The 17,173-nt window shown below is 63.7% G+C and carries 18 protein-coding genes and 2 tRNA genes; 10 read left to right on the top strand and 10 right to left on the bottom strand.

Annotated elements, in window-relative coordinates:
* Positions 1-9: 9 nt before the first annotated feature.
* A complete protein-coding gene (locus tag D2V07_RS05710) occupies positions 10-378 on the bottom strand; it encodes a TM2 domain-containing protein (RefSeq protein ID WP_119585612.1) in 369 nt (122 codons plus the stop codon).
* Positions 379-505: 127 nt separating this feature from the next.
* Between D2V07_RS05710 and D2V07_RS05715 the strand changes: the two genes are divergently transcribed.
* A tRNA-Thr gene (locus tag D2V07_RS05715) sits at positions 506-581 on the top strand.
* 66 nt (positions 582-647) lie between these two features.
* Here D2V07_RS05715 and D2V07_RS05720 read toward each other — a convergent pair.
* A complete protein-coding gene (locus tag D2V07_RS05720) occupies positions 648-1,952 on the bottom strand; it encodes a UDP-glucose dehydrogenase family protein (protein ID WP_119585614.1) in 1,305 nt (434 codons plus the stop codon).
* Positions 1,953-2,028: 76 nt separating this feature from the next.
* Positions 2,029-2,496, bottom strand: coding sequence for a preQ(1) synthase (gene queF / locus D2V07_RS05725; RefSeq protein ID WP_119585616.1), 468 nt, complete (start codon positions 2,494-2,496; stop codon positions 2,029-2,031).
* A gap of 84 nt (positions 2,497-2,580) precedes the next feature.
* Here queF and D2V07_RS05730 point away from each other — a divergent pair, with 84 nt between their 5' ends.
* The 9 genes from D2V07_RS05730 (at position 2,581) to D2V07_RS05770 (ending at position 10,700) form a co-directional block, all read left to right on the top strand.
* Positions 2,581-3,423 carry a sulfurtransferase gene (locus D2V07_RS05730; RefSeq protein ID WP_119585618.1) on the top strand — a complete coding sequence of 281 codons (843 nt, stop codon included), beginning with the start codon at positions 2,581-2,583 and terminating at the stop codon, positions 3,421-3,423.
* Positions 3,420-4,637, top strand: coding sequence for a cystathionine beta-lyase (gene metC, locus D2V07_RS05735; protein WP_119585620.1), 1,218 nt, complete (start codon positions 3,420-3,422; stop codon positions 4,635-4,637). Before D2V07_RS05730 ends, metC begins: the two co-directional genes overlap by 4 nt.
* Complete coding sequence (locus tag D2V07_RS05740; protein ID WP_233548264.1) at positions 4,634-5,887, top strand: mechanosensitive ion channel family protein; 1,254 nt, start codon at positions 4,634-4,636, stop codon at positions 5,885-5,887. Before metC ends, D2V07_RS05740 begins: the two co-directional genes overlap by 4 nt.
* Before the next feature lie 68 nt (positions 5,888-5,955).
* Positions 5,956-6,708: a hypothetical protein gene (locus D2V07_RS05745; protein ID WP_119585622.1), complete on the top strand. Its 753-nt coding sequence runs from the start codon at positions 5,956-5,958 to the stop codon at positions 6,706-6,708.
* A gap of 69 nt (positions 6,709-6,777) precedes the next feature.
* Positions 6,778-7,533 carry a uroporphyrinogen-III C-methyltransferase gene (gene cobA, locus D2V07_RS05750; protein ID WP_119585624.1) on the top strand — a complete coding sequence of 252 codons (756 nt, stop codon included), beginning with the start codon at positions 6,778-6,780 and terminating at the stop codon, positions 7,531-7,533.
* Positions 7,530-7,826 carry a DUF2849 domain-containing protein gene (locus tag D2V07_RS05755; protein WP_119585626.1) on the top strand — a complete coding sequence of 99 codons (297 nt, stop codon included), beginning with the start codon at positions 7,530-7,532 and terminating at the stop codon, positions 7,824-7,826. The genes cobA and D2V07_RS05755 overlap by 4 nt, the downstream gene beginning before the upstream one ends.
* Position 7,827: 1 nt before the next feature.
* Entirely contained in the window at positions 7,828-9,462 is a 1,635-nt protein-coding gene (locus D2V07_RS05760; RefSeq protein WP_119585628.1) for a nitrite/sulfite reductase, read from the top strand.
* Positions 9,455-9,910 carry a DUF934 domain-containing protein gene (locus D2V07_RS05765; protein ID WP_119585630.1) on the top strand — a complete coding sequence of 152 codons (456 nt, stop codon included), beginning with the start codon at positions 9,455-9,457 and terminating at the stop codon, positions 9,908-9,910. The genes D2V07_RS05760 and D2V07_RS05765 overlap by 8 nt, the downstream gene beginning before the upstream one ends.
* The gene (locus D2V07_RS05770) at positions 9,903-10,700 is read left to right on the top strand and encodes a phosphoadenylyl-sulfate reductase (RefSeq protein ID WP_119585632.1); all 798 of its coding nucleotides are present in this window, start codon (positions 9,903-9,905) and stop codon (positions 10,698-10,700) included. Before D2V07_RS05765 ends, D2V07_RS05770 begins: the two co-directional genes overlap by 8 nt.
* Positions 10,701-10,707: 7 nt before the next feature.
* On the opposite strand, the gene D2V07_RS05775 is transcribed toward D2V07_RS05770, so the two are convergent.
* The 7 genes from D2V07_RS05775 to D2V07_RS05805 all read right to left on the bottom strand — a co-directional run bounded on the left by D2V07_RS05775 (position 10,708) and on the right by D2V07_RS05805 (position 17,054).
* A complete protein-coding gene (locus D2V07_RS05775) occupies positions 10,708-11,910 on the bottom strand; it encodes a cupin domain-containing protein (RefSeq protein ID WP_119585634.1) in 1,203 nt (400 codons plus the stop codon).
* Between the two features lie 73 nt (positions 11,911-11,983).
* A complete protein-coding gene (locus D2V07_RS05780; protein ID WP_119586105.1) occupies positions 11,984-12,547 on the bottom strand; it encodes a hypothetical protein in 564 nt (187 codons plus the stop codon).
* 109 nt (positions 12,548-12,656) lie between these two features.
* Positions 12,657-13,565 (bottom strand): NAD-dependent epimerase/dehydratase family protein, encoded by a 909-nt coding sequence (locus tag D2V07_RS05785; RefSeq protein WP_119585636.1) that lies wholly within the window; start codon positions 13,563-13,565, stop codon positions 12,657-12,659.
* Entirely contained in the window at positions 13,562-14,695 is a 1,134-nt protein-coding gene (gene proB, locus D2V07_RS05790; protein WP_119585638.1) for a glutamate 5-kinase, read from the bottom strand. Before proB ends, D2V07_RS05785 begins: the two co-directional genes overlap by 4 nt.
* A 53-nt stretch (positions 14,696-14,748) precedes the next feature.
* Positions 14,749-15,813, bottom strand: coding sequence for a GTPase ObgE (gene obgE / locus D2V07_RS05795; RefSeq protein WP_119585640.1), 1,065 nt, complete (start codon positions 15,811-15,813; stop codon positions 14,749-14,751).
* 118 nt (positions 15,814-15,931) lie between these two features.
* Positions 15,932-16,007: transfer RNA gene (locus D2V07_RS05800), tRNA-Ala, on the bottom strand.
* A 123-nt stretch (positions 16,008-16,130) separates the two neighbouring features.
* A complete protein-coding gene (locus D2V07_RS05805) occupies positions 16,131-17,054 on the bottom strand; it encodes a hypothetical protein (RefSeq protein WP_147366912.1) in 924 nt (307 codons plus the stop codon).
* Positions 17,055-17,173 lie beyond the last annotated feature (119 nt).

Raw genomic sequence — 17,173 nt, forward strand, 5'->3', positions numbered from 1 at the left:
GCAACGCTATCAGCGGCGGCGCATCTCGCGAATTTCCTCGACCCGGGGGTCGAACGACCGGGAGGGCTGCGGTGCTGGTGCAGCAAGGCGCGCCTCGCTTTCCGGTTCGCGAAAGCCGCCAAGTTCGCGGATCGTCTTCATGTTCTCGTCGCGCACCATCCCCGGAATCTGGAAGGCATCGATCAGCCACCAGAATGCCAGCGGTATGATGCCCACGACCGAAAGGCACATCAGCAATTGGGCGATGCCGCTGCCGGTACGTCCCAGGTAGAAACGATGGGCGCCAAGAAAGCCGAGACAGAACCACAGCAGGTAGCTGGCGCCGGTCGACTTGCGATGCGCCTCGAAAATCAGTTGCTGCTGCGTACGGGAATCCATTCGCTGCTCCAGTTTGCGTCCCGCCTCAATAGAAGCACAATCGCTCTCCGGTTTCAAACGACACCTTCGCGCGCCCACTTGCCTTCCGAACCGCTTTGGACCAAAGGGGCGACCGCCCACGTGGTGAGCCGGTTTAGCTCAGTTGGTAGAGCAGTTGATTTGTAATCATCAGGCCAGGGGTTCGAATCCTCTAACCGGCACCATCTGGCCCTCTCGATCGCACGCTGGCCGCTTCATCCCCGCCCGACGGACGGCGAAGCTGCATGCCCTCAGCGCCCGACGGCGGTATATGCGAACCCGTGGCGTTCGACGTCCTCGCGGGTGTAGAGGTTCCTGAGGTCCACCAGCACCGGTTGCTTGAGGAGGCCTTTCACCCGCTCGAGGTCGAGCGCGCGGAACGCGTCCCACTCGGTCACGATCACCGCTGCATCGGCACCGTCCATGGCCTCGTAGGGGCCATCGCAGTAGGTGACCTTGTCGATCACCTTCCTCGCCTGCTCCATCCCCTCGGGATCGTAGGCCTTCACGTTGATGCCTGCGTCCTGCAGCGCCTGCACGACGCTGATCGCAGGGCTGTCGCGCATGTCGTCGGTGTTGGCCTTGAACGTCAGGCCCAGCACCGCCACCGTCTTGCCGTGCTGGTCGCCCCCGCCCAGCGCGTGGATGACCTTGCGCCCCATCGAGCGCTTGCGCTGGTCGTTGCTGGCCACCACGCTCTCCACGATCCGCAGCGGGCTTTCGTAGTCCTGCCCGGTCTTCAGCAGTGCCAGCGTATCCTTGGGAAAGCAGCTGCCGCCATAGCCCGGACCCGGCATCAGGAAGCGGTTGCCGATGCGGCTGTCGAGACCGATGCCCTTCGCCACGTCGGCGACATCCGCGCCCACCTTCTCGCACAGGTCGGCGATCTCGTTGATGAAGCCGATCTTGGTCGCAAGGAAGGCGTTGCCGGCATACTTGGTGAGTTCGGCAGCGCGCCTGCTCATCACCACCAGCGGGCTCTCGTTGCGGGTGAGCGGACGGTAGATCTCCGCCAGCACCTTTTCCGCGTGCTCGTCGTTCACCCCGATCACCACCCGGTCGGGCCGCTTGAAGTCGTCGATCGCCGCCCCCTCGCGCAGGAACTCGGGATTGCTGGCAATCGAGAACTGCAGGTCAGGCGCGGTCTCGCGGATGATCCGCTCCACCTCGTCGCCCGTGCCCACCGGCACCGTCGACTTGTCGACCACCACCACGCCTTTGGGCAGCAGCGGGGCCATCTCCTCTGCCGCGGCATAGACGTACGACAGGTCCGCATGGCCATCGCCCCGGCGGCTGGGCGTGCCCACCGCGATGAACACCGCGTCCGTACCCGGCAGCGCCTCGGCCAGGTCCAGCGTGAAGGCCAGTCGCCCGGCCTCGACGTTGCGCGCCACCAGCTCGTCCAGACCCGGCTCGAAAATGGGGATCTCGCCCGCCAGCAGCGCGTCGATCTTCGACTGGTCCTTGTCCACGCACACGACCTCGTGACCGAAGTCTGCAAAACAGGCGCCAGATACCAGGCCAACATAGCCAGTGCCGATCATCACGATACGCATAGGAAACCGTCTTTCAAATTCTTGGCGGACCTGCAGGTCCGGATGCCTTCATCCCGGCAAAAAATGCCGATAGTCCTCAACCGCGACCGCGATAGGAGGGGACGCCCTGCTCTGGCAACCACAGTCCCTCCGGCGGCTTGCCGCTTTGCCAGAACACGTCGATGGGAATGCCGCCGCGCGGATACCAGTACCCCCCGATACGGAGCCACTGCGGCTCCATCTCGGCAAACAGGCGCTGGCCGATGCCGACGGTGACATCCTCATGGAAGCCGTCGTGATTGCGGAACGCGCCAAGGAACAGCTTCAGGCTCTTGCTCTCGACGATCGTCTTGCCCGGCGCATAGTCGATGACGAGATGCGCAAAATCGGGCTGGCCCGTCACCGGGCACAGGCTGGTAAATTCCGGCGCGGCGAAACGCACCAGATACAGCGCCCCCTCGCGCGGATTGGAGACATAATCGAGGACCGCCTCTTCCGGAGAGGCAGGGAGAGCACTGGTCTGGCCAAGGTGCAGCGGAGAGACTGGCTTGTCTGTATCACTCATGCGCGCACCTGTTACGCGGCTTTGCGCGCGGTGCAAGCACCTGCGGCATTTACGAAGCTGCCGCCAGCGGTTACGCCCCTGCCCATGGATACGCTTGTGACGACAGACTGGCTGGCAGATCGGCTGGGCGCCCGCGATCTGGTGATGCTCGATGCGTCGCTGCACCTGCCTGCTGCGGGGCGCGATGCTGCGGCAGAATTTGCCGAGGCCCATATTCCCGGGGCGCGCTTCCTCGATCTGAAAACGCTGATCGATAGCGATAGCGAAGTACCCTCCGCATGCCCTACGCGCTTCCAGCTCGATGCCCGGCTGGGCGAGCTTGGCGTAAGGCCAACCGACCGCATCGTGCTCTACGACAACAGCGCGATGCGCACTGCCGCGCGTGCCTGGTTCGTGCTGCGCCTTCATGGCGTGGATGCAGCCGTGCTCGACGGCGGTTTCGGTAAATGGCTGGCGGAGGGTAGGCCGACCGACAGCGGCCCCACATCGGTAGAGCGGAGCCAGTTTTCGTCCGCTGGCACGGCGGGCTCCATTCGCACGAAGGCAGACATGCTCACCAATTGTCAGACCCGCGCCGAACAGGTGGTCGACGCGCGTGATGCCGGGCGCTTCACGGGCGAGACGGCCGACACCGTCCACGATCTGCCGGGCGGCCATATCCCCGGCGCGCGTAATCTGTTCTTCGCTGACCTGCTGGCACAGGACGGTACATTCCTGCCACCCGACCGGCTGGCCAAGGCGTTCACCGATGCCGGTCTCGACCCGGCAGCGCCGCTAACGGCGTCCTGCGGCAGCGGGATCACCGCCTCGGTTGTCCTGTTCGCTCACCATCTGATCGGCCATGATCACGGCGCACTTTACGACGGGAGCTGGAGCGAGTGGGGCGCCGATCCCGCGACACCCAAGGAAACGGGGCCAGCCGCATGAGCGACAAGGTGCACAAACCTGCCACGCGGGTGGTGGAAGCAGGGCGGAAAAAGGCGTGGACGAGCGTGCCCGGCAACAAGGGCGGCGTGGTCAGCCCGCCGGTATGGAGGGCGAGCACCCATCTCTATGAGGATTGCGAGGATCTGGCCGCGGGTCGTCCCAACGAGGACGGGCATTTCTACTACGGCAGGCGCGGCGGCCCCACGCAATGGGCACTTGCCGATGCGCTGACCGCGCTGGAAACAGGCGCGGATGGCACCGAACTGTTCCCCAGCGGTGTAGCGGCCATCGCGTGTACCCTTATGGCGGTGCTGCGTCCCGGCGATGAACTGTTGGTAACCGACAACGCCTATGAACCGACGCGCAGCATCGCGCTGTCCATGCTGCGGCAGTTCGGGATTACGGCAAAGCCGTTCGACCCGCTCGAACCTGACGGCCTTGCCAGCGCCATTACCGACACAACCAGGGCGGTAATGCTGGAAAGCCCCGGCAGCCTGACGATGGAAGTGTGCGATATTCCCGCGCTGTGCGACGTTGCGAGAGAGCGCGGTATCCTGTCGATCATCGACAACACCTGGGCAACTGCGTTGGGATTTGCGGCGCTGCAGCATGGCTGCGACATTTCCGTGATGAGCCTGACCAAGCACGTGGGCGGCCATTCCGACGTGATGATGGGCAGTGCCAGTGCCGCAAAGCCCGTTATCAATCGCATCAGGCGGCAGGCGCAATTCATGGGGCAGGTCGTTTCGCCCGACGATGCTGCCCTTGCCCTGCGCGGCCTGCGTTCAATGCAGGTGCGGCTGGAACGATCGACGAAGACCGCACTGGAACTGGCGACCTGGCTCGAAACGCGTGCCGAAGTATCCGCCGTTCTGTGCCCGATGCTGCCCGGCGCGCCCGGTCACGATCTGTGGCGGCGGGATTTCAAGGGAGGGTGCGGTCTGTTCAGCATCGTGCTGGCCGACGGCTTCGACTCTGCCGCGCGCGCCCGCATGATCGACGCGCTCGATCTGTTCGGCATCGGCTTCAGCTGGGGCGGATTCGAAAGTCTTGCCATCCCGTTCGATCCCGCCCCCGTTCACACCCTTCGCCCATGGCCGCCGGGAATTGATACCGGCAGCGGGCTTGGCGTGCGGCTGTCCATCGGTCTAGAAGACGCAGAAGACCTTATCGGCGATCTCGCCCAGGGGCTTGACGCGATGGGAGCGAAATGACCGGAACAGCCACTTTACCGGATTCCGCCACGGCAGCGCAGGATACTTCCGAGCAGGCGGATACCTCGCAGGCCGTGCCACTGCGCGACGCGGAAACCGGCGAACCGCTGATCAACCCCGAAACCGGCGAACCGTTGATGGGGATACCGTCGCCCAGCGAGGCGGTGCCGGTCCTCGATCCTGCCACGGGCGAGCCGCTGATCAACCCGGACACCGCGGAGCCATTGCTGGCGATCCCCGACGTCGTCCCCACGCCGGAGGCCACCCCGGATGTTTCCACCGCTATCCGCACGACCGAAGAGGTACGCGATGCGGTGAGCGAGCGCAGCGAAACGGTCGGCGGCATTCTGGACGGGCTGGATGCTGCGGCGGTGCAGATCGGCTCGATCCGCTTCTCCATGCTCGATGCATTGCTGGCGATGCTGGTGATCGTGCTGGTCATTCTTCTCGCCTGGGCGGTGACCCGGCTGATCCGCTTCTCCCTGCGCCGGATCACCCGCCTCGATGGCTCCCAGCGCCTGCTGGCGGAGAAGATCTCGACCATACTCGTGTGGGCGCTGGCCTTCCTGATCGGTATCGACATGCTCGGCATCGACCTTACGGCACTGGCGGTATTTTCCGGTGCATTCGGCCTTGCCATCGGTTTCGGCCTGCAAAAGACCTTCGGTAACCTGATTGCCGGTATCATCCTGCTGATGGACAAGTCGATCAAGCCGGGCGACGTGATTTCCGTGGCCGATGCTGCGGGTAACGAGGGTTTCGGCCAGATCCGCAAGATCGGCATCCGCGCCATTTCCGTGGTTACGCGGGACCAGACCGAATACCTGATTCCGAACGAGAACCTGATGATCAACCAGGTGGTGAACTGGTCCTACAGTTCGCGAGAGGTGCGGGTGAAGGCAGCAGTCGGCGTGTCCTACGACAGCGATCTCGATCTGGTGACGGAGCTTTTGTACAAGGCGGTGGAAGAGACCCCCCGCATCCTCAAGACGCCCAAGCCGCGAGTGAACATCATGGCCTTCGGCAACAGCTCGGTGGATTTCGAGGTGCGTTTCTGGATTACCGACCCCGAAGGCGGCCTCGCAAACATCCGGTCGGACGTTTACCAGCGAGTCTGGCAACTGTTCCGTGAGAACGACGTCGAGATCCCGTTTCCCCAGCGTGATCTTAACTTGCGCGGAAACGAGCAATTCAACCAGTTGGTCGCAGCAATCGGCCAGCGGCTGGAAAACAATTCCACGAAAGAGTGATTCAGTCCGACGAGGCTGTTTCAATCCCCTAATACACCGTGTTACCCCTCGCGCAGAAACGAAGGGTAATGACGCTATATCTGGGTATCATCACTGCCTACGGGGCAGTCGCCGTACTGGCGTGGCTGGCGGCACTGCTGTACCCGCGGCTGATCCCGGCCACCGCGCCCACTTTCGTCGACCATCGCTGGAAAACGGCGGGCCTGTTCGCGCTCGCCACGGCCGGCATGGCTACGCTTTCGTTCATGGCAGGTCGCGGGTTCCTGGTGACAGGAGACAGTGCGGCAGTGGCCGTGCTGAACCAGATCGTGATCTTCGCCCCGGTGATCGCCTATGCGCTGTATTGCCGTACACCCGCCCTCGTGCTGGTTCCGCGGAAGAATACCGCGCGTTCGCTGGCGATAGGCCTCGGCATAGCTATTCTAGGCCTCACCGCTTTCTATTCCTCCATCGGCAGGTGGGACGATCTGCCGCTGCTTGGCAGCACGGTGCTATCGGGTGAGGCGATTTCCATCGCTGCAAGATCGCTGCTGAGATGCCTGTTCGTCGGCGCGTTCCTGGCGCTGGTGGCTGAAGGCTGGTCGAAGCGCACGGCGCTGCTGCTGCCAGGGCTGGCGATCGCGCTGCTGCAGTTACCCGCGCTGTTCGAGGACGGCTTCTCTGCGGGATGGCTCGGGTTGCTGGTAGCCCACGTGGTGCTGGTGGCGGGGTTGCTTTCGGCCATCCTCGCCACCCGCAACATTGTGTGGTTCTGGCCGGTTCTCGCCGTGCTGAACATGATGCAGTTCTCCGTCATGCAGGACACGGTAGGACCGCGATAAAGCTGACCTAACGCCAGGCCAAAGCTTTCTCACTGGCTGTTCGGTGGTCTCGCGCGCATCTAGCCTCCCATGAAATCAGGCACGATTTACCTAGTGGGCGCTGGCCCCGGCGATCCCGACTTGCTCACGCTGCGCGCGGCGCGGCTGATCGAGGCCGCATCGCTTATCGTTCACGATGGGCTGGTTGACCCCACCATCCTTGCCATGGCGCGACCCGATGCGCGGCTGGTCTGCGTCGCCAAGCAGCGATCCAGGCATACGCTTCCGCAAGAGGACATCAACGCCCTACTGGTGCGCGAGGCGCTGGCCGGGGCCGACGTGGTGCGGCTGAAGGGCGGCGACCCGTTCATCTTCGGCCGCGGCGGGGAGGAGATGGAAGCAGCACAGGCGGCTGGCGTGCGCGTGGAAGTCGTGCCCGGAATAAGCGCCGCCAACGGCGCGGCGGCGGCCAGCGGCATTGCCCTCACCCACCGCGAAGATGCCAGCGTGGTCAGCTTCGTGGCTGGCCAGTGCAAGGGCCTTTCGGACCAGGACTGGGTCGGCCTTGCCGGCAAGGGACGCACGCTGGTGATCTACATGGGCGTTAAAACCGCCCCACAGATTGCCGAAAAGCTGATGGCCGACGGCCTCGCCCCGGACATGCCGCTGGCCGTGATCGAGAAGGCCTGTCGGCACGACATGCGCGTGCTGCGCGGCCCGCTGGCTGGCCTGCCCGATCTTGTCGAACGCGAGAACGTGCAGAGCCCGGCGCTGATCGTGATCGGCCACGTAACCGCGCGCGCGGATGGCGCGCTTGTTCAACTCGCGCAGGAAACAGCCTTGTGAAAATCCTTACCGGAAATGACCTGAAAACCGGCGCTGTCGTCTGGTGGGATGGCCAGGGCTGGTCGATCCACATCACCGACGCGGCAGATGCCGGCGACGATGCCGAGAACATCATCGCCGTGGAAAGCGCCGCACGCCGCGTGAATGCCGCCTACGCCATCGACGCCGAGCAGACCGAGGACGGTCCGCGCCCGGCGCATATCAAGGACCGTGTGCGCGCACTCGGCCCGACCGTTCGCCCCGATCTGGCTGTTCCCGCAGTCAAGACCGTGGGCTGGGACTGGGTGATCTAGAATGTATCAGTACGACAAATACGACCAGGCGATGGTGGATGCCCGCGTGGAGGAATTCCGCGACCAGGCAAAGCGTCGCCTCGAAGGCAAGCTGACGGAGGACCAGTTCAAGCCGCTGCGCCTGCAGAACGGCCTCTACCTGCAATTGCACGCCTACATGCTGCGCGTCGCCGTGCCCTATGGCACGCTCAATTCCATGCAGATGCACGCGCTGGCCGACATCGCGGACAAGTACGATCGGGGTTACGGCCACTTCACCACGCGCCAGAACATCCAGTACAACTGGATCAAGCTGGAAGATGCGGCAGATATCCTGGCCGATCTGGCCAAGGTGGAAATGCATGCCATCCAGACCAGCGGCAACTGCATCCGCAACATCTCGTCGGACCAGTACGCCGGCGCTGCGGCTGACGAAGTGGTGGATCCGCGCCCTTATGCGGAGCTGCTTCGCCAGTGGTCCAGCTTCCACCCCGAGTTCGCCGCCCTGCCGCGCAAGTTCAAGATCTGCGTAATCGCGTCGGAAAAGGACCGTGCGGCGATGCGCCTGCACGATATCGGCATCAACATCGTGAAGAACGACGAAGGCGCGCTGGGCGCTGCCTTCTACGTGGGCGGGGGCATGGGCCGTACGCCGATGATCGCGCCGCTGATCCGCGAATTCGTGCCGCTGGACCAGATGGTGACCTATTCCGAGGCGTGCCTGCGCGTCTACAACCGCCATGGCAGGCGGGACAACAAGTACAAGGCGCGCATCAAGATCCTCGTCCACGAACTGGGTGCGGAGGAATACAAGCGCCAGGTCGAAGAAGAATTCGCGCACCTGCTGGAACAAGGCGTGGAACCGCCCGCCGCCGAACTGGAGCGCATCTGTGGTTTCTTCCAGCCTCCCGAATTCGCCGAGGGCCTGGCCGAGAAGGCCGACCGTTCCGATCCTGACTTCGCCCTGTGGATCGACCGCAACTGCTCCCCGCACAAGGCGTCGGGTTATGTCTCCGCCGCAATCAGCCTGAAGCCTGTCGGTGGCATCCCCGGCGATGCCACGGCAGAGCAGATGCACCTGATGGCGGAAATGGCAAAACAATACAGCTTCGACGAATGCCGCGTCACCCATGCACAGAACATCATTCTGCCGCATGTCGAGATCGGCCGTCTGTACGAGCTGTGGCAGAAGCTGGACGAAGCTGGCCTGGGCACCGCAAACCTGGACCAGGTGGGCGACATCATCGCCTGCCCCGGCCTCGACTATTGCAGCCTTGCCAATGCCCGCTCGATCCCCGTCTCGCAGAAGATCTCCGAACGCTTCGCGCAGAACGGCAAGGGCGAACTGCTGGGCGAACTGAAGCTGAAGATTTCCGGCTGCATCAACGCCTGCGGGCACCACCACGCCGGCCACATCGGCATCTTGGGCGTTGATAAAAAGGGCACCGAGAACTACCAGCTGCTGCTGGGCGGAAGCGAGGCGGAGGACGTTTCGCTCGCCAAGATCACCGGCCCCGGCTTCAACGAGGCCGGCATCGTCGACGCGGTGGAAACCGTGGCCGATCTCTACCTCGAGAAGCGGCAGGACGGGGAACGCTTCCTCGATACCTATCGCCGTCTCGGCATGGAACCGTTCAAGGAGGCGCTTTATGGCTGATGTGGATCTGGGCACCGGGCGCGACGACGTGCAGCTGCGCTTCCGTGACGACGAACAGGCCGGCTTTGCCGCCGTTACCGTCGACTCCTTTCTCGACCAGGCGGACGCCGAAGCCGTGCGCATAGAACCGGGTGACGATGCGCGCGGCCTGTTGCCGCACCTGTCCCGCCTGCGACTGGTGGAAGTGAACTTCCCCAGCCACACGGACGGTCGCGGCTATTCCGCCGCCCGCCTGCTGCGCGAGCACGGCTACACCGGCGAACTGCGCGCCGTGGGTGACGTGCTGGTGGACCAGCTGCGCTACATGCGTCGCTGCGGCTTCGATGCCTTCGCACCGGACCAGTGGCTGGACGCGGACGATGCCGCAGCCGCGCTGACGCGGTTCGACCATGTTTATCAATCCGCTGCGGACGATGCCGTGCCGATCTGGAACCTGCGCCATGGCTGAAGCTGCCCGCCGCACAGACAGGAATGTTGACCGGATCGACACCGCTCCTGCTTTCACGCAGGCGGACGCCGATGCCCTTAGCGCGCGCTTCGAAGGCGTTGCGGCCGACGAACTGCTGCGCACGCTGCTGCACGAGGACGGCCTTGGGCGCGTGGGCGTGGTTTCCAGCTTCGGAACCGAAGCTGTGGTGCTGCTGCATCTCGTGGCGCGGGCCAACAAGGACGTGCCGATCATCTTCGTCGATACACTCAAGATGTTCGACGAGACGCTGAAGTACCGCGAACAGGTGATCGCTCTGCTCGGTTTCACCAATACAAGCGTGGTGCGGCCCGATCCCGATGTTCTGAAGGCTAAAGACGAAACGGGAATGCGCTGGTCGTACGATCCCGATGGCTGCTGCGAAATCCGCAAGGTGGAGCCGATGAACCGCGCAAAAGCCAGTCTCGACAGCTGGATTTCCGGTCGCAAGGCCTTCCAGTCCCACACCCGCCAGAACCTGCCGCGTTTCGAGGTGGAGAAAGGCCGGATGAAGGTGAACCCGCTGGGTGACTGGACGAAGGAAGATCTTGATGCCTATTTCGAGGAACACGATCTTCCGCGCCACCCGATGGAGGCAATGGGTTATCCCTCCGTCGGTTGTTCCCCCTGCACCAGCACGGTCCTCCCCGGAGAAGATTCTCGCGCCGGGCGCTGGCGTGGCTGGGACAAGACCGAATGCGGCATTCACTCCACCACGGTGCCAAAGGGCGAAGGCGGCGACCTTCCGCCCGGTTACGAGCCGTTCCTGTAAGCCGCTGTCACACTCGCACAAGCAGGCCGTAGGCGATCAGCGAACCGATCACGTCGTCGAGTTCCTCTGCATCCGTCACAGTGAAATCCGCCTTGCTCAACGAACCGCCCTCGATATGGGCTTGCAACTGAGGCGCGAGTTCTTCCGAAAGAGGCAGGCTGGCACCTGGCAGGACGATCTGCCTGCCCTCCCCGCCATCGTCCGCCGCATCCTCGAACGAGTAGAGGATATGCGGGCGAATAGTGAACCGGTCGTGATCGCCGATCGGTCGGCACAGCGCGTTGAGGCCGCCGCGCACCCTTCCGCCCTGTGAACGCACGAAGTTGCCGGAGAACGCGGAAAGTGTCGCATCGAAGCTGGCCGTGTCGGCGATGGCGCGGGCCATGCGTTCGAACATAGCCTTGTGCGCCGCCCGGTCGCCTTCCTCGAAATAGAGATCGCGTGGCAGCGAATGGCGCATTTCCGGAATGCGCAGGCTCGCCTCGGCAACGGCTTCCAGCATGAAATCGGCCCAGGTCTGCACCAGGATCCCCACCGTGATGTGCAGGCTCGGTTCGTCACCGTGGGTCAGGGCGCGGTGTGCCGTGCCGCGTGGCACATATAGGCACTGTCCGGTTTCCAGCACGAAGCTGTCCTTCAGTTCGCCCGGATCGTCGCGATCCTTCCGAAAGCCTTCCCCGCGATAGGGCAGCGTCTCGCGGTCGCCGTAGATTTCCCAGTCCTTCGCGCCTGCCACCTGCAACACGAAGACATCGTGATCGTCGTAGTGGACGCCAAAGCCATGCTCGCCCGGCGGCGTCATGTAGATGTTGGTCTGGGTGCGGGCACCGAAGGCGCGTTGCAGCGACAGGCAGAATTCGTACAGCTTGCCATCGGCGAAATGCAGCTGCGGCAGGATGATCGTGGCACCGTCGCGAAAGCCGTCGAGAACCGCCCCGCGATCCACTACGCCGTTGGCAAAGGTGTATTCGCCCGCCGGAATGCCCCTGCCGGACTTGGCCATGCTGATGGAGCGGGCCGGCAATTCGCTGTCGGCGATGATCTCGTCGATGCGATCGATGCTGAGCAGGTCGCCGACGTTTGGATTGATCGCGGTGCTGTGAAAATAGGCCTTCTCGTAGTGATCGCGAAAAAACTCTTCCGGGGTGAGCGGCGCGATCATCATCTCCAGCGCACCGTGCGATGAAGTCTGGCTGTTCCGGCTTTCCATAGGTCCTGCCCAAAGCAAAAGGGGCCGGACTTACCGGCCCCGCGCAATCATGAAATCTGCAAGAGCCGCAGCACTAGCCGCTACCGCGTCCGCGCCCGTAGTTGACGCGGTCGGCTGAATCGGCGTCGGTCAGGCCGCTACGGCCATTGCCCACCCCGTCACTGGGGTCGCTGTCGGTGTAACCGGTGCTGCTGCCGCGTCCCCGCCCAGCTGCATCGGAATTGGAGCCACTATCGGAATCGGAGATACCATTGCTGGAACCGCGCCCGTTGCCCACCCCATCGCTGGGGTCACTGTCGGTAATGCCGGTGCCGTTGCCACGGCCGTTGCCAATCGCATCGCTCGGATCGGAATCGCTCACGCCGCTTCGGCTTCCACCGCCGCGACCGTACCCCGACGGGTCCGAACTCGCGCCGGAATCGCTGTCGGACATGCCGGTGCGACCATGACCGGCACGGTCGTTGGGATCGCTGTCGGTATAACCGGTGCTGCCGTAGCCCACATCATCGCTGGGATCGCTATCCGTCCGCCCCGTCTGCTGCGCCGCGGCAGCCGAGCTGATCATCGTGGCTGCAACGCCGCCACTCACCAGCGCCACAAAAGAACGCCGCGATACAGGTTTGACCCTTTTTGCCATGATTTCCCCCACTTTACTCGCGCTCTCGCGGAGTATCCCACCAATAGTTCCTGCAAATCCCAAGACGATGCAGTAATCGCAAACCCTTCACGAAGGCTTACGAACTAATTCACAACCAGTTGTTGACTTTATACCAGCGGGCGGTTTCGGCAAGCCCATCTTTCGTACCTATCTGCGGGCTCCACAACCGCGCGGGAACGGCCCGGTCCGGGCTGCTGGTCCAGTCGGGATGCGCCATGTAGCTTGCACGGTCTAGCGTCAGCTTGGCCCTGTCGCCTCGAAGCAGGCGATCCAGCCTGGCAGCCCCCATCAGCACGCCGCGCGGCACATGCGGAGCCCATACGCTCTTGCCCATGGCCGCCCCGATGGCGTGCGCCAGCTGCTTGTGGCTCCAGCCGCCGTCCTTGCCGTCATCCGGCTCCAGAACGCGCGGCTGGCTGTCCGCCGGGCTGTCCACCAGGTCGAGCAGCAGGCGTGCAAGGTCGTCCACATGGATTATGGACGTGCGACCAGCCGGCGGCATGGGGAGCAAACCCCACCGCGCAGCCTTGAACAGTTCGAAGATTTCGGTGTCGCGCGGGCCATAGACAGCAGGGGGTCGGACGATGGTCCAGTCGAGATCGCTGTCTTCCAAGAAATGTTCGGCCTGCCTCTTCGACTGGCCGTAAAGCGACAGATCGGGCTCGCGCGCCGCCAGCGACGATACGTGTACGAAGCGCCTGACACCGCCCCGCTGCGCTGCGGCAACGACGTTTCGGGTACCCTGCGCATTGCCTTCGAAGAAACCCTCGGCATCCGGCGCATTCACCACGCCGGCGATATGGATAACCGCCGTGGCCCCTTGCATCAGCCGGTCCAGCGCATCGTGCGATGAAAGGTCGCCCTTTATCCAGGACACACCATCGCGCGCGTCCTGTTCCCGCCTGGCAAGCGCCCTGGCCGCGCGGCCCCGCGTCGCTGCCTGGTCAAGGACGGCCCGACCGACAAAGCCGGTGCCGCCGGTGATGGCAATGGTCACAACAGCACGAGGTGATCCCGGTGGATCACCGCCGAGCGCGGCGTGTGACCAAGGATATCTTCGTGTTCCTCGCTGGAATGGCCCTTGATCGCCACTACGTCGGACCAGTCGTATTCCACGACACCCTTGGCAATCATCCGGCGGTTCTCGTCGTAAACCGGCAGGATATCGCCGCGCTCGAACTCGCCTTCCACCTTCAGGATACCGGTGGCCAGAACGCTCTTGCCGCTCTGCAGCGCCTCGACGCAGCCATCGTCCACGGTCAGGGCGCCGTTAAAGCGCATCCGCCCGCCGATCCATGCCCTGCGACCCGAATCCTCGCGCTTGGGAAGGAACAGCGTGCCTGCCTGCCCGGCCAGAGCGCGGCCAATAGGCATTTCGTGCTGTCCGTTCATGATGGCAAGGGCAATCCCGGCGCGTTCCGCGATTTCCGCGGCCAGCAGCTTTGCGGTCATTCCGCCCGAACCCAGGCCGGAGCCGGAACCACCGTCGGCCATGGCGTGAATTTCGTCGGTAACACCGCGAACCTCTTCCAGCCGCTCCGCTTCCGGGTCGTCCGGATGGCGGTCATAGAGTCCGTCCACGTCCGTCAGCAGGATCACCCCGTCGGCATCGCATGCCTGCGCAACGCGTGCGGCCAGCCGATCGTTATCGCCAAAACGGATTTCGCCGGTGGAGATCGTGTCGTTCTCGTTCACCACCGGAACCACGCCCGATTTAAGCAACCGGCGCAGCGTGGCGGAGATGTTGAGATAGCGACGACGGTGTTCGAAATCGTCCAGCGTCAGCAGCAGCTGCGCGGCCACCAGGCGGCGTTCGGTCAGCAGGCTGGACCATGTGGATGCGAGTGAAATCTGGCCTACCGATGCAGATGCCTGCGCCTCTGCCAGCGTGCGCTTGCCGCCATGCGTGAAACCCAGCTGCTTGGCCCCGATGGCGATCGCGCCCGAACTGACCACGACGACCTCCTGCCCGCGTTCAAGTGCGGTGAAAACTTCGTTCACGACCGTACGCAGCCATTCGACGCGCACCTGCCCGGCACCATCGACCAGCAAGGCGCTGCCGATCTTGATGACCAGCCGGCGGCATTTTTCGGGATTGCGAAAGTCGTCGAGTATATCAATAGCCATGGGCGGCCAGATAGGGCCTTTCGCGCCGATTTTCTAGGCCGGATCGGGATTGGTCAAAGCGGGGACCAGGGTTCCTCGCCCGCTTCGTCCTCATCTTCGGACGCCATGGTACCGGGTTGCTCGGTTGCGGTGCGCTGCGGAAGATAGCCCAGAACGGCATCCAGCAGTTCGTTGATGCCATCGCCCGTCGCGCCCGAAACGGGGAAAACCTTGTCCGCACCGGCGGCGATCAGTTCGTCCGCAAAACCCTTCGCCAGTTCGGCGTCGGCAAGGTCGATCTTGTTGAGCGCCACGATCCGGGCCTTGTCCTCTAGGCCCGCGCCATAGGCCTCCAGTTCGTTTTCCACGATCTGCATGGCCTCTGCCGGATCCTCGTGACTGATGTCGATCAGGTGGATCAGCACCCGGCAGCGTTCGATATGGCCCAGGAACCTGTCTCCGATCCCGGCTCCTTCCGCCGCGCCCTCGATCAGGCCGGGAATATCCGCCAGCACGAATTCGCGGCCCTTGTGCCGCACCACGCCGAGCTTGGGAATCAGAGTGGTAAAGGCGTAGTCGCCCACCTTGGCCCGGGCGTTGGAAACCGCGTTGATGAAGGTGCTCTTGCCGGCGTTGGGCAGGCCGACCAAGCCGACATCGGCGAGCAGTTTCAGCCGCAGCCAGACCCACATTTCCTGACCTGCAATGCCGGGCTGGTGCTGGCGCGGGGCGCGATTGGTGCTGGTCTTGTAGCTGGCGTTGCCGCGTCCGCCCATGCCGCCTTCCAGCAGGATGACACGCTGGCCTTCCTCGGTGAAGTCGGCGAGCACTTCTTCCTTGTCCTCGCTCAGCACCTGTGTGCCGACGGGCACTTCGATAATAAGGTCGTCAGCGCCCGCGCCGGTGCGGTCCTTGCCCATGCCGTGCCCGCCGCGCTTGGCCTTGAAATGCTGGTTGTAGCGAAAGTCGATAAGGGTGTTGAGACCGGGCACGGCCACCAGCACCACGTCGCCGCCCTTGCCGCCGTTGCCGCCGTCGGGCCCGCCGTACTCGATATATTTCTCGCGCCGGAAGCTGACCGCGCCGGGGCCGCCCCCGCCGGATTTGAGATAGATCTTGGCCTGGTCGAGAAAATGCATTGCGCGCCCTTATGCGCTTTTGCGGGTTTTCACCACCCGCTTAACGGCACGCGATGCGCGCGCATGCTGTTCGCTGATGGCAGGGGCCGGGTTGTCGGACGGTTCCGGAGGGGCGAACTGGTGGAGCCGAGCGGGATCGAACCGCTGACCTCGTCATTGCGAACGACGCGCTCTCCCAACTGAGCTACGGCCCCGTTCCAGTTTCGCATCGCCGGCCGGGCGCGCGGCCCGGATCGGGAAGGATGGCCATCTAGCGACTAGCGGCGCACCTTGAAAGAGGGAATTTACGCCCTCTCCCCTCGATTATTGATCTGCATCTATTGATCCGCGTCGTTCGGAATGGGCTGGACGACCGGCGTGCTGGCCGAGGTATCATCGACATTGATGACAGGGATCAGCGCCCCGGTTTCGCTGTCGGGAACCGCCACAGGGTCTTCCGGCAACTGGCCCTGCACCGCCACACCGGCGGCCAGCTGCTGCGCGGGAGTACCGTACAGAGCGACCCAGCCGGGTTGTGATGCACCATAGCGCGCGCCGTAACGCTGGTCCCAATCGGTCGACGCGGCCTGATATGCCTCGTAGATCGTGTAGAACCGTTCGAACGCCATTTCATAGCGCTGCAGCCCGCTGATTGCGAAGGTAGCAAAATCGGTCGGCGGGGTGGTAAGGTAATCGTTCGCAACCGCCAGGGCAGCGCTGCAGAATTGCGAGCGCGCAGCGGGCGATGCGAAATAGTTGTAGATGCTGGTGGAATGGGTTTCCCGCAGCCTGATTGCGGCGCGGCGGACATTGCTGCGCGCCGTCGATTCACCCTCGTTCGAAAGGTTGTCTCGCGCCATCTGCTGGAACCGGGTTTCCAGCGCGGCATTGGCTGTATCCAGCGTGGAATCCTCTGCTTGCAGCATCTGGCCGTAAGCTTCCAGGATCGGCGCGTGAATGTCACGCATGCAGTTGAGAGCTGCCACGTTCCAGCCGGAGCGGAAGTGCCAGATTGCCTCGTTCTGCTCCAGGGCGGTGTTGATCGTCTGGCGAATGCCGAACGCATCCTTTTGCGGAAGTTCCATCTGGTACGATGCCTGCGGCGGCGGCAGCGGGCGATAGGGTATCGCCTCTACCACAGGTGCCGGGGGCGGCGGTGGCGGCGGGGGCGGAGGAGGCGGTGGGGGAGTGGCACAGGCGGCCAGAAGAGCGACGCCGGTAGCGGCCGCGATGGCGCGGATCGTCAGGGGAGTTTTTGTCATTACGGTTGGCTAAATCCCTCTCGTGCCACAGTTGTTCCACTGCCGGCATGTTTGATTGGCCCATGGTCTAGCGGTGCCGGGGGATAAAGAAAATGCCCGGAGTGCACAATTGCACTCCG

Source organism: Aurantiacibacter zhengii, assembly GCF_003584125.1.
Lineage (GTDB): Bacteria > Pseudomonadota > Alphaproteobacteria > Sphingomonadales > Sphingomonadaceae > Alteraurantiacibacter > Alteraurantiacibacter zhengii.

Excerpts from the sequence above, each read along its gene's own strand:
- D2V07_RS05710 (WP_119585612.1), bottom strand. The coding sequence starts at position 378 with ATGGATTCCCGTACGCAGCAGCAACTGATTTTCGAGGCGCATCGCAAG.
- D2V07_RS05720 (WP_119585614.1), bottom strand. The coding sequence starts at position 1,952 with ATGCGTATCGTGATGATCGGCACTGGCTATGTTGGCCTGGTATCTGGC.
- queF (WP_119585616.1), bottom strand. The coding sequence starts at position 2,496 with ATGAGTGATACAGACAAGCCAGTCTCTCCGCTGCACCTTGGCCAGACC.
- D2V07_RS05730 (WP_119585618.1), top strand. The coding sequence starts at position 2,581 with ATGGATACGCTTGTGACGACAGACTGGCTGGCAGATCGGCTGGGCGCC.
- metC (WP_119585620.1), top strand. The coding sequence starts at position 3,420 with ATGAGCGACAAGGTGCACAAACCTGCCACGCGGGTGGTGGAAGCAGGG.
- D2V07_RS05740 (WP_233548264.1), top strand. The coding sequence starts at position 4,634 with ATGACCGGAACAGCCACTTTACCGGATTCCGCCACGGCAGCGCAGGAT.
- D2V07_RS05745 (WP_119585622.1), top strand. The coding sequence starts at position 5,956 with ATGACGCTATATCTGGGTATCATCACTGCCTACGGGGCAGTCGCCGTA.
- cobA (WP_119585624.1), top strand. The coding sequence starts at position 6,778 with ATGAAATCAGGCACGATTTACCTAGTGGGCGCTGGCCCCGGCGATCCC.
- D2V07_RS05760 (WP_119585628.1), top strand. The coding sequence starts at position 7,828 with ATGTATCAGTACGACAAATACGACCAGGCGATGGTGGATGCCCGCGTG.
- D2V07_RS05765 (WP_119585630.1), top strand. The coding sequence starts at position 9,455 with ATGGCTGATGTGGATCTGGGCACCGGGCGCGACGACGTGCAGCTGCGC.
- D2V07_RS05770 (WP_119585632.1), top strand. The coding sequence starts at position 9,903 with ATGGCTGAAGCTGCCCGCCGCACAGACAGGAATGTTGACCGGATCGAC.
- D2V07_RS05775 (WP_119585634.1), bottom strand. The coding sequence starts at position 11,910 with ATGGAAAGCCGGAACAGCCAGACTTCATCGCACGGTGCGCTGGAGATG.
- D2V07_RS05780 (WP_119586105.1), bottom strand. The coding sequence starts at position 12,547 with ATGGCAAAAAGGGTCAAACCTGTATCGCGGCGTTCTTTTGTGGCGCTG.
- proB (WP_119585638.1), bottom strand. The coding sequence starts at position 14,695 with ATGGCTATTGATATACTCGACGACTTTCGCAATCCCGAAAAATGCCGC.
- obgE (WP_119585640.1), bottom strand. The coding sequence starts at position 15,813 with ATGCATTTTCTCGACCAGGCCAAGATCTATCTCAAATCCGGCGGGGGC.
- D2V07_RS05805 (WP_147366912.1), bottom strand. The coding sequence starts at position 17,054 with ATGACAAAAACTCCCCTGACGATCCGCGCCATCGCGGCCGCTACCGGC.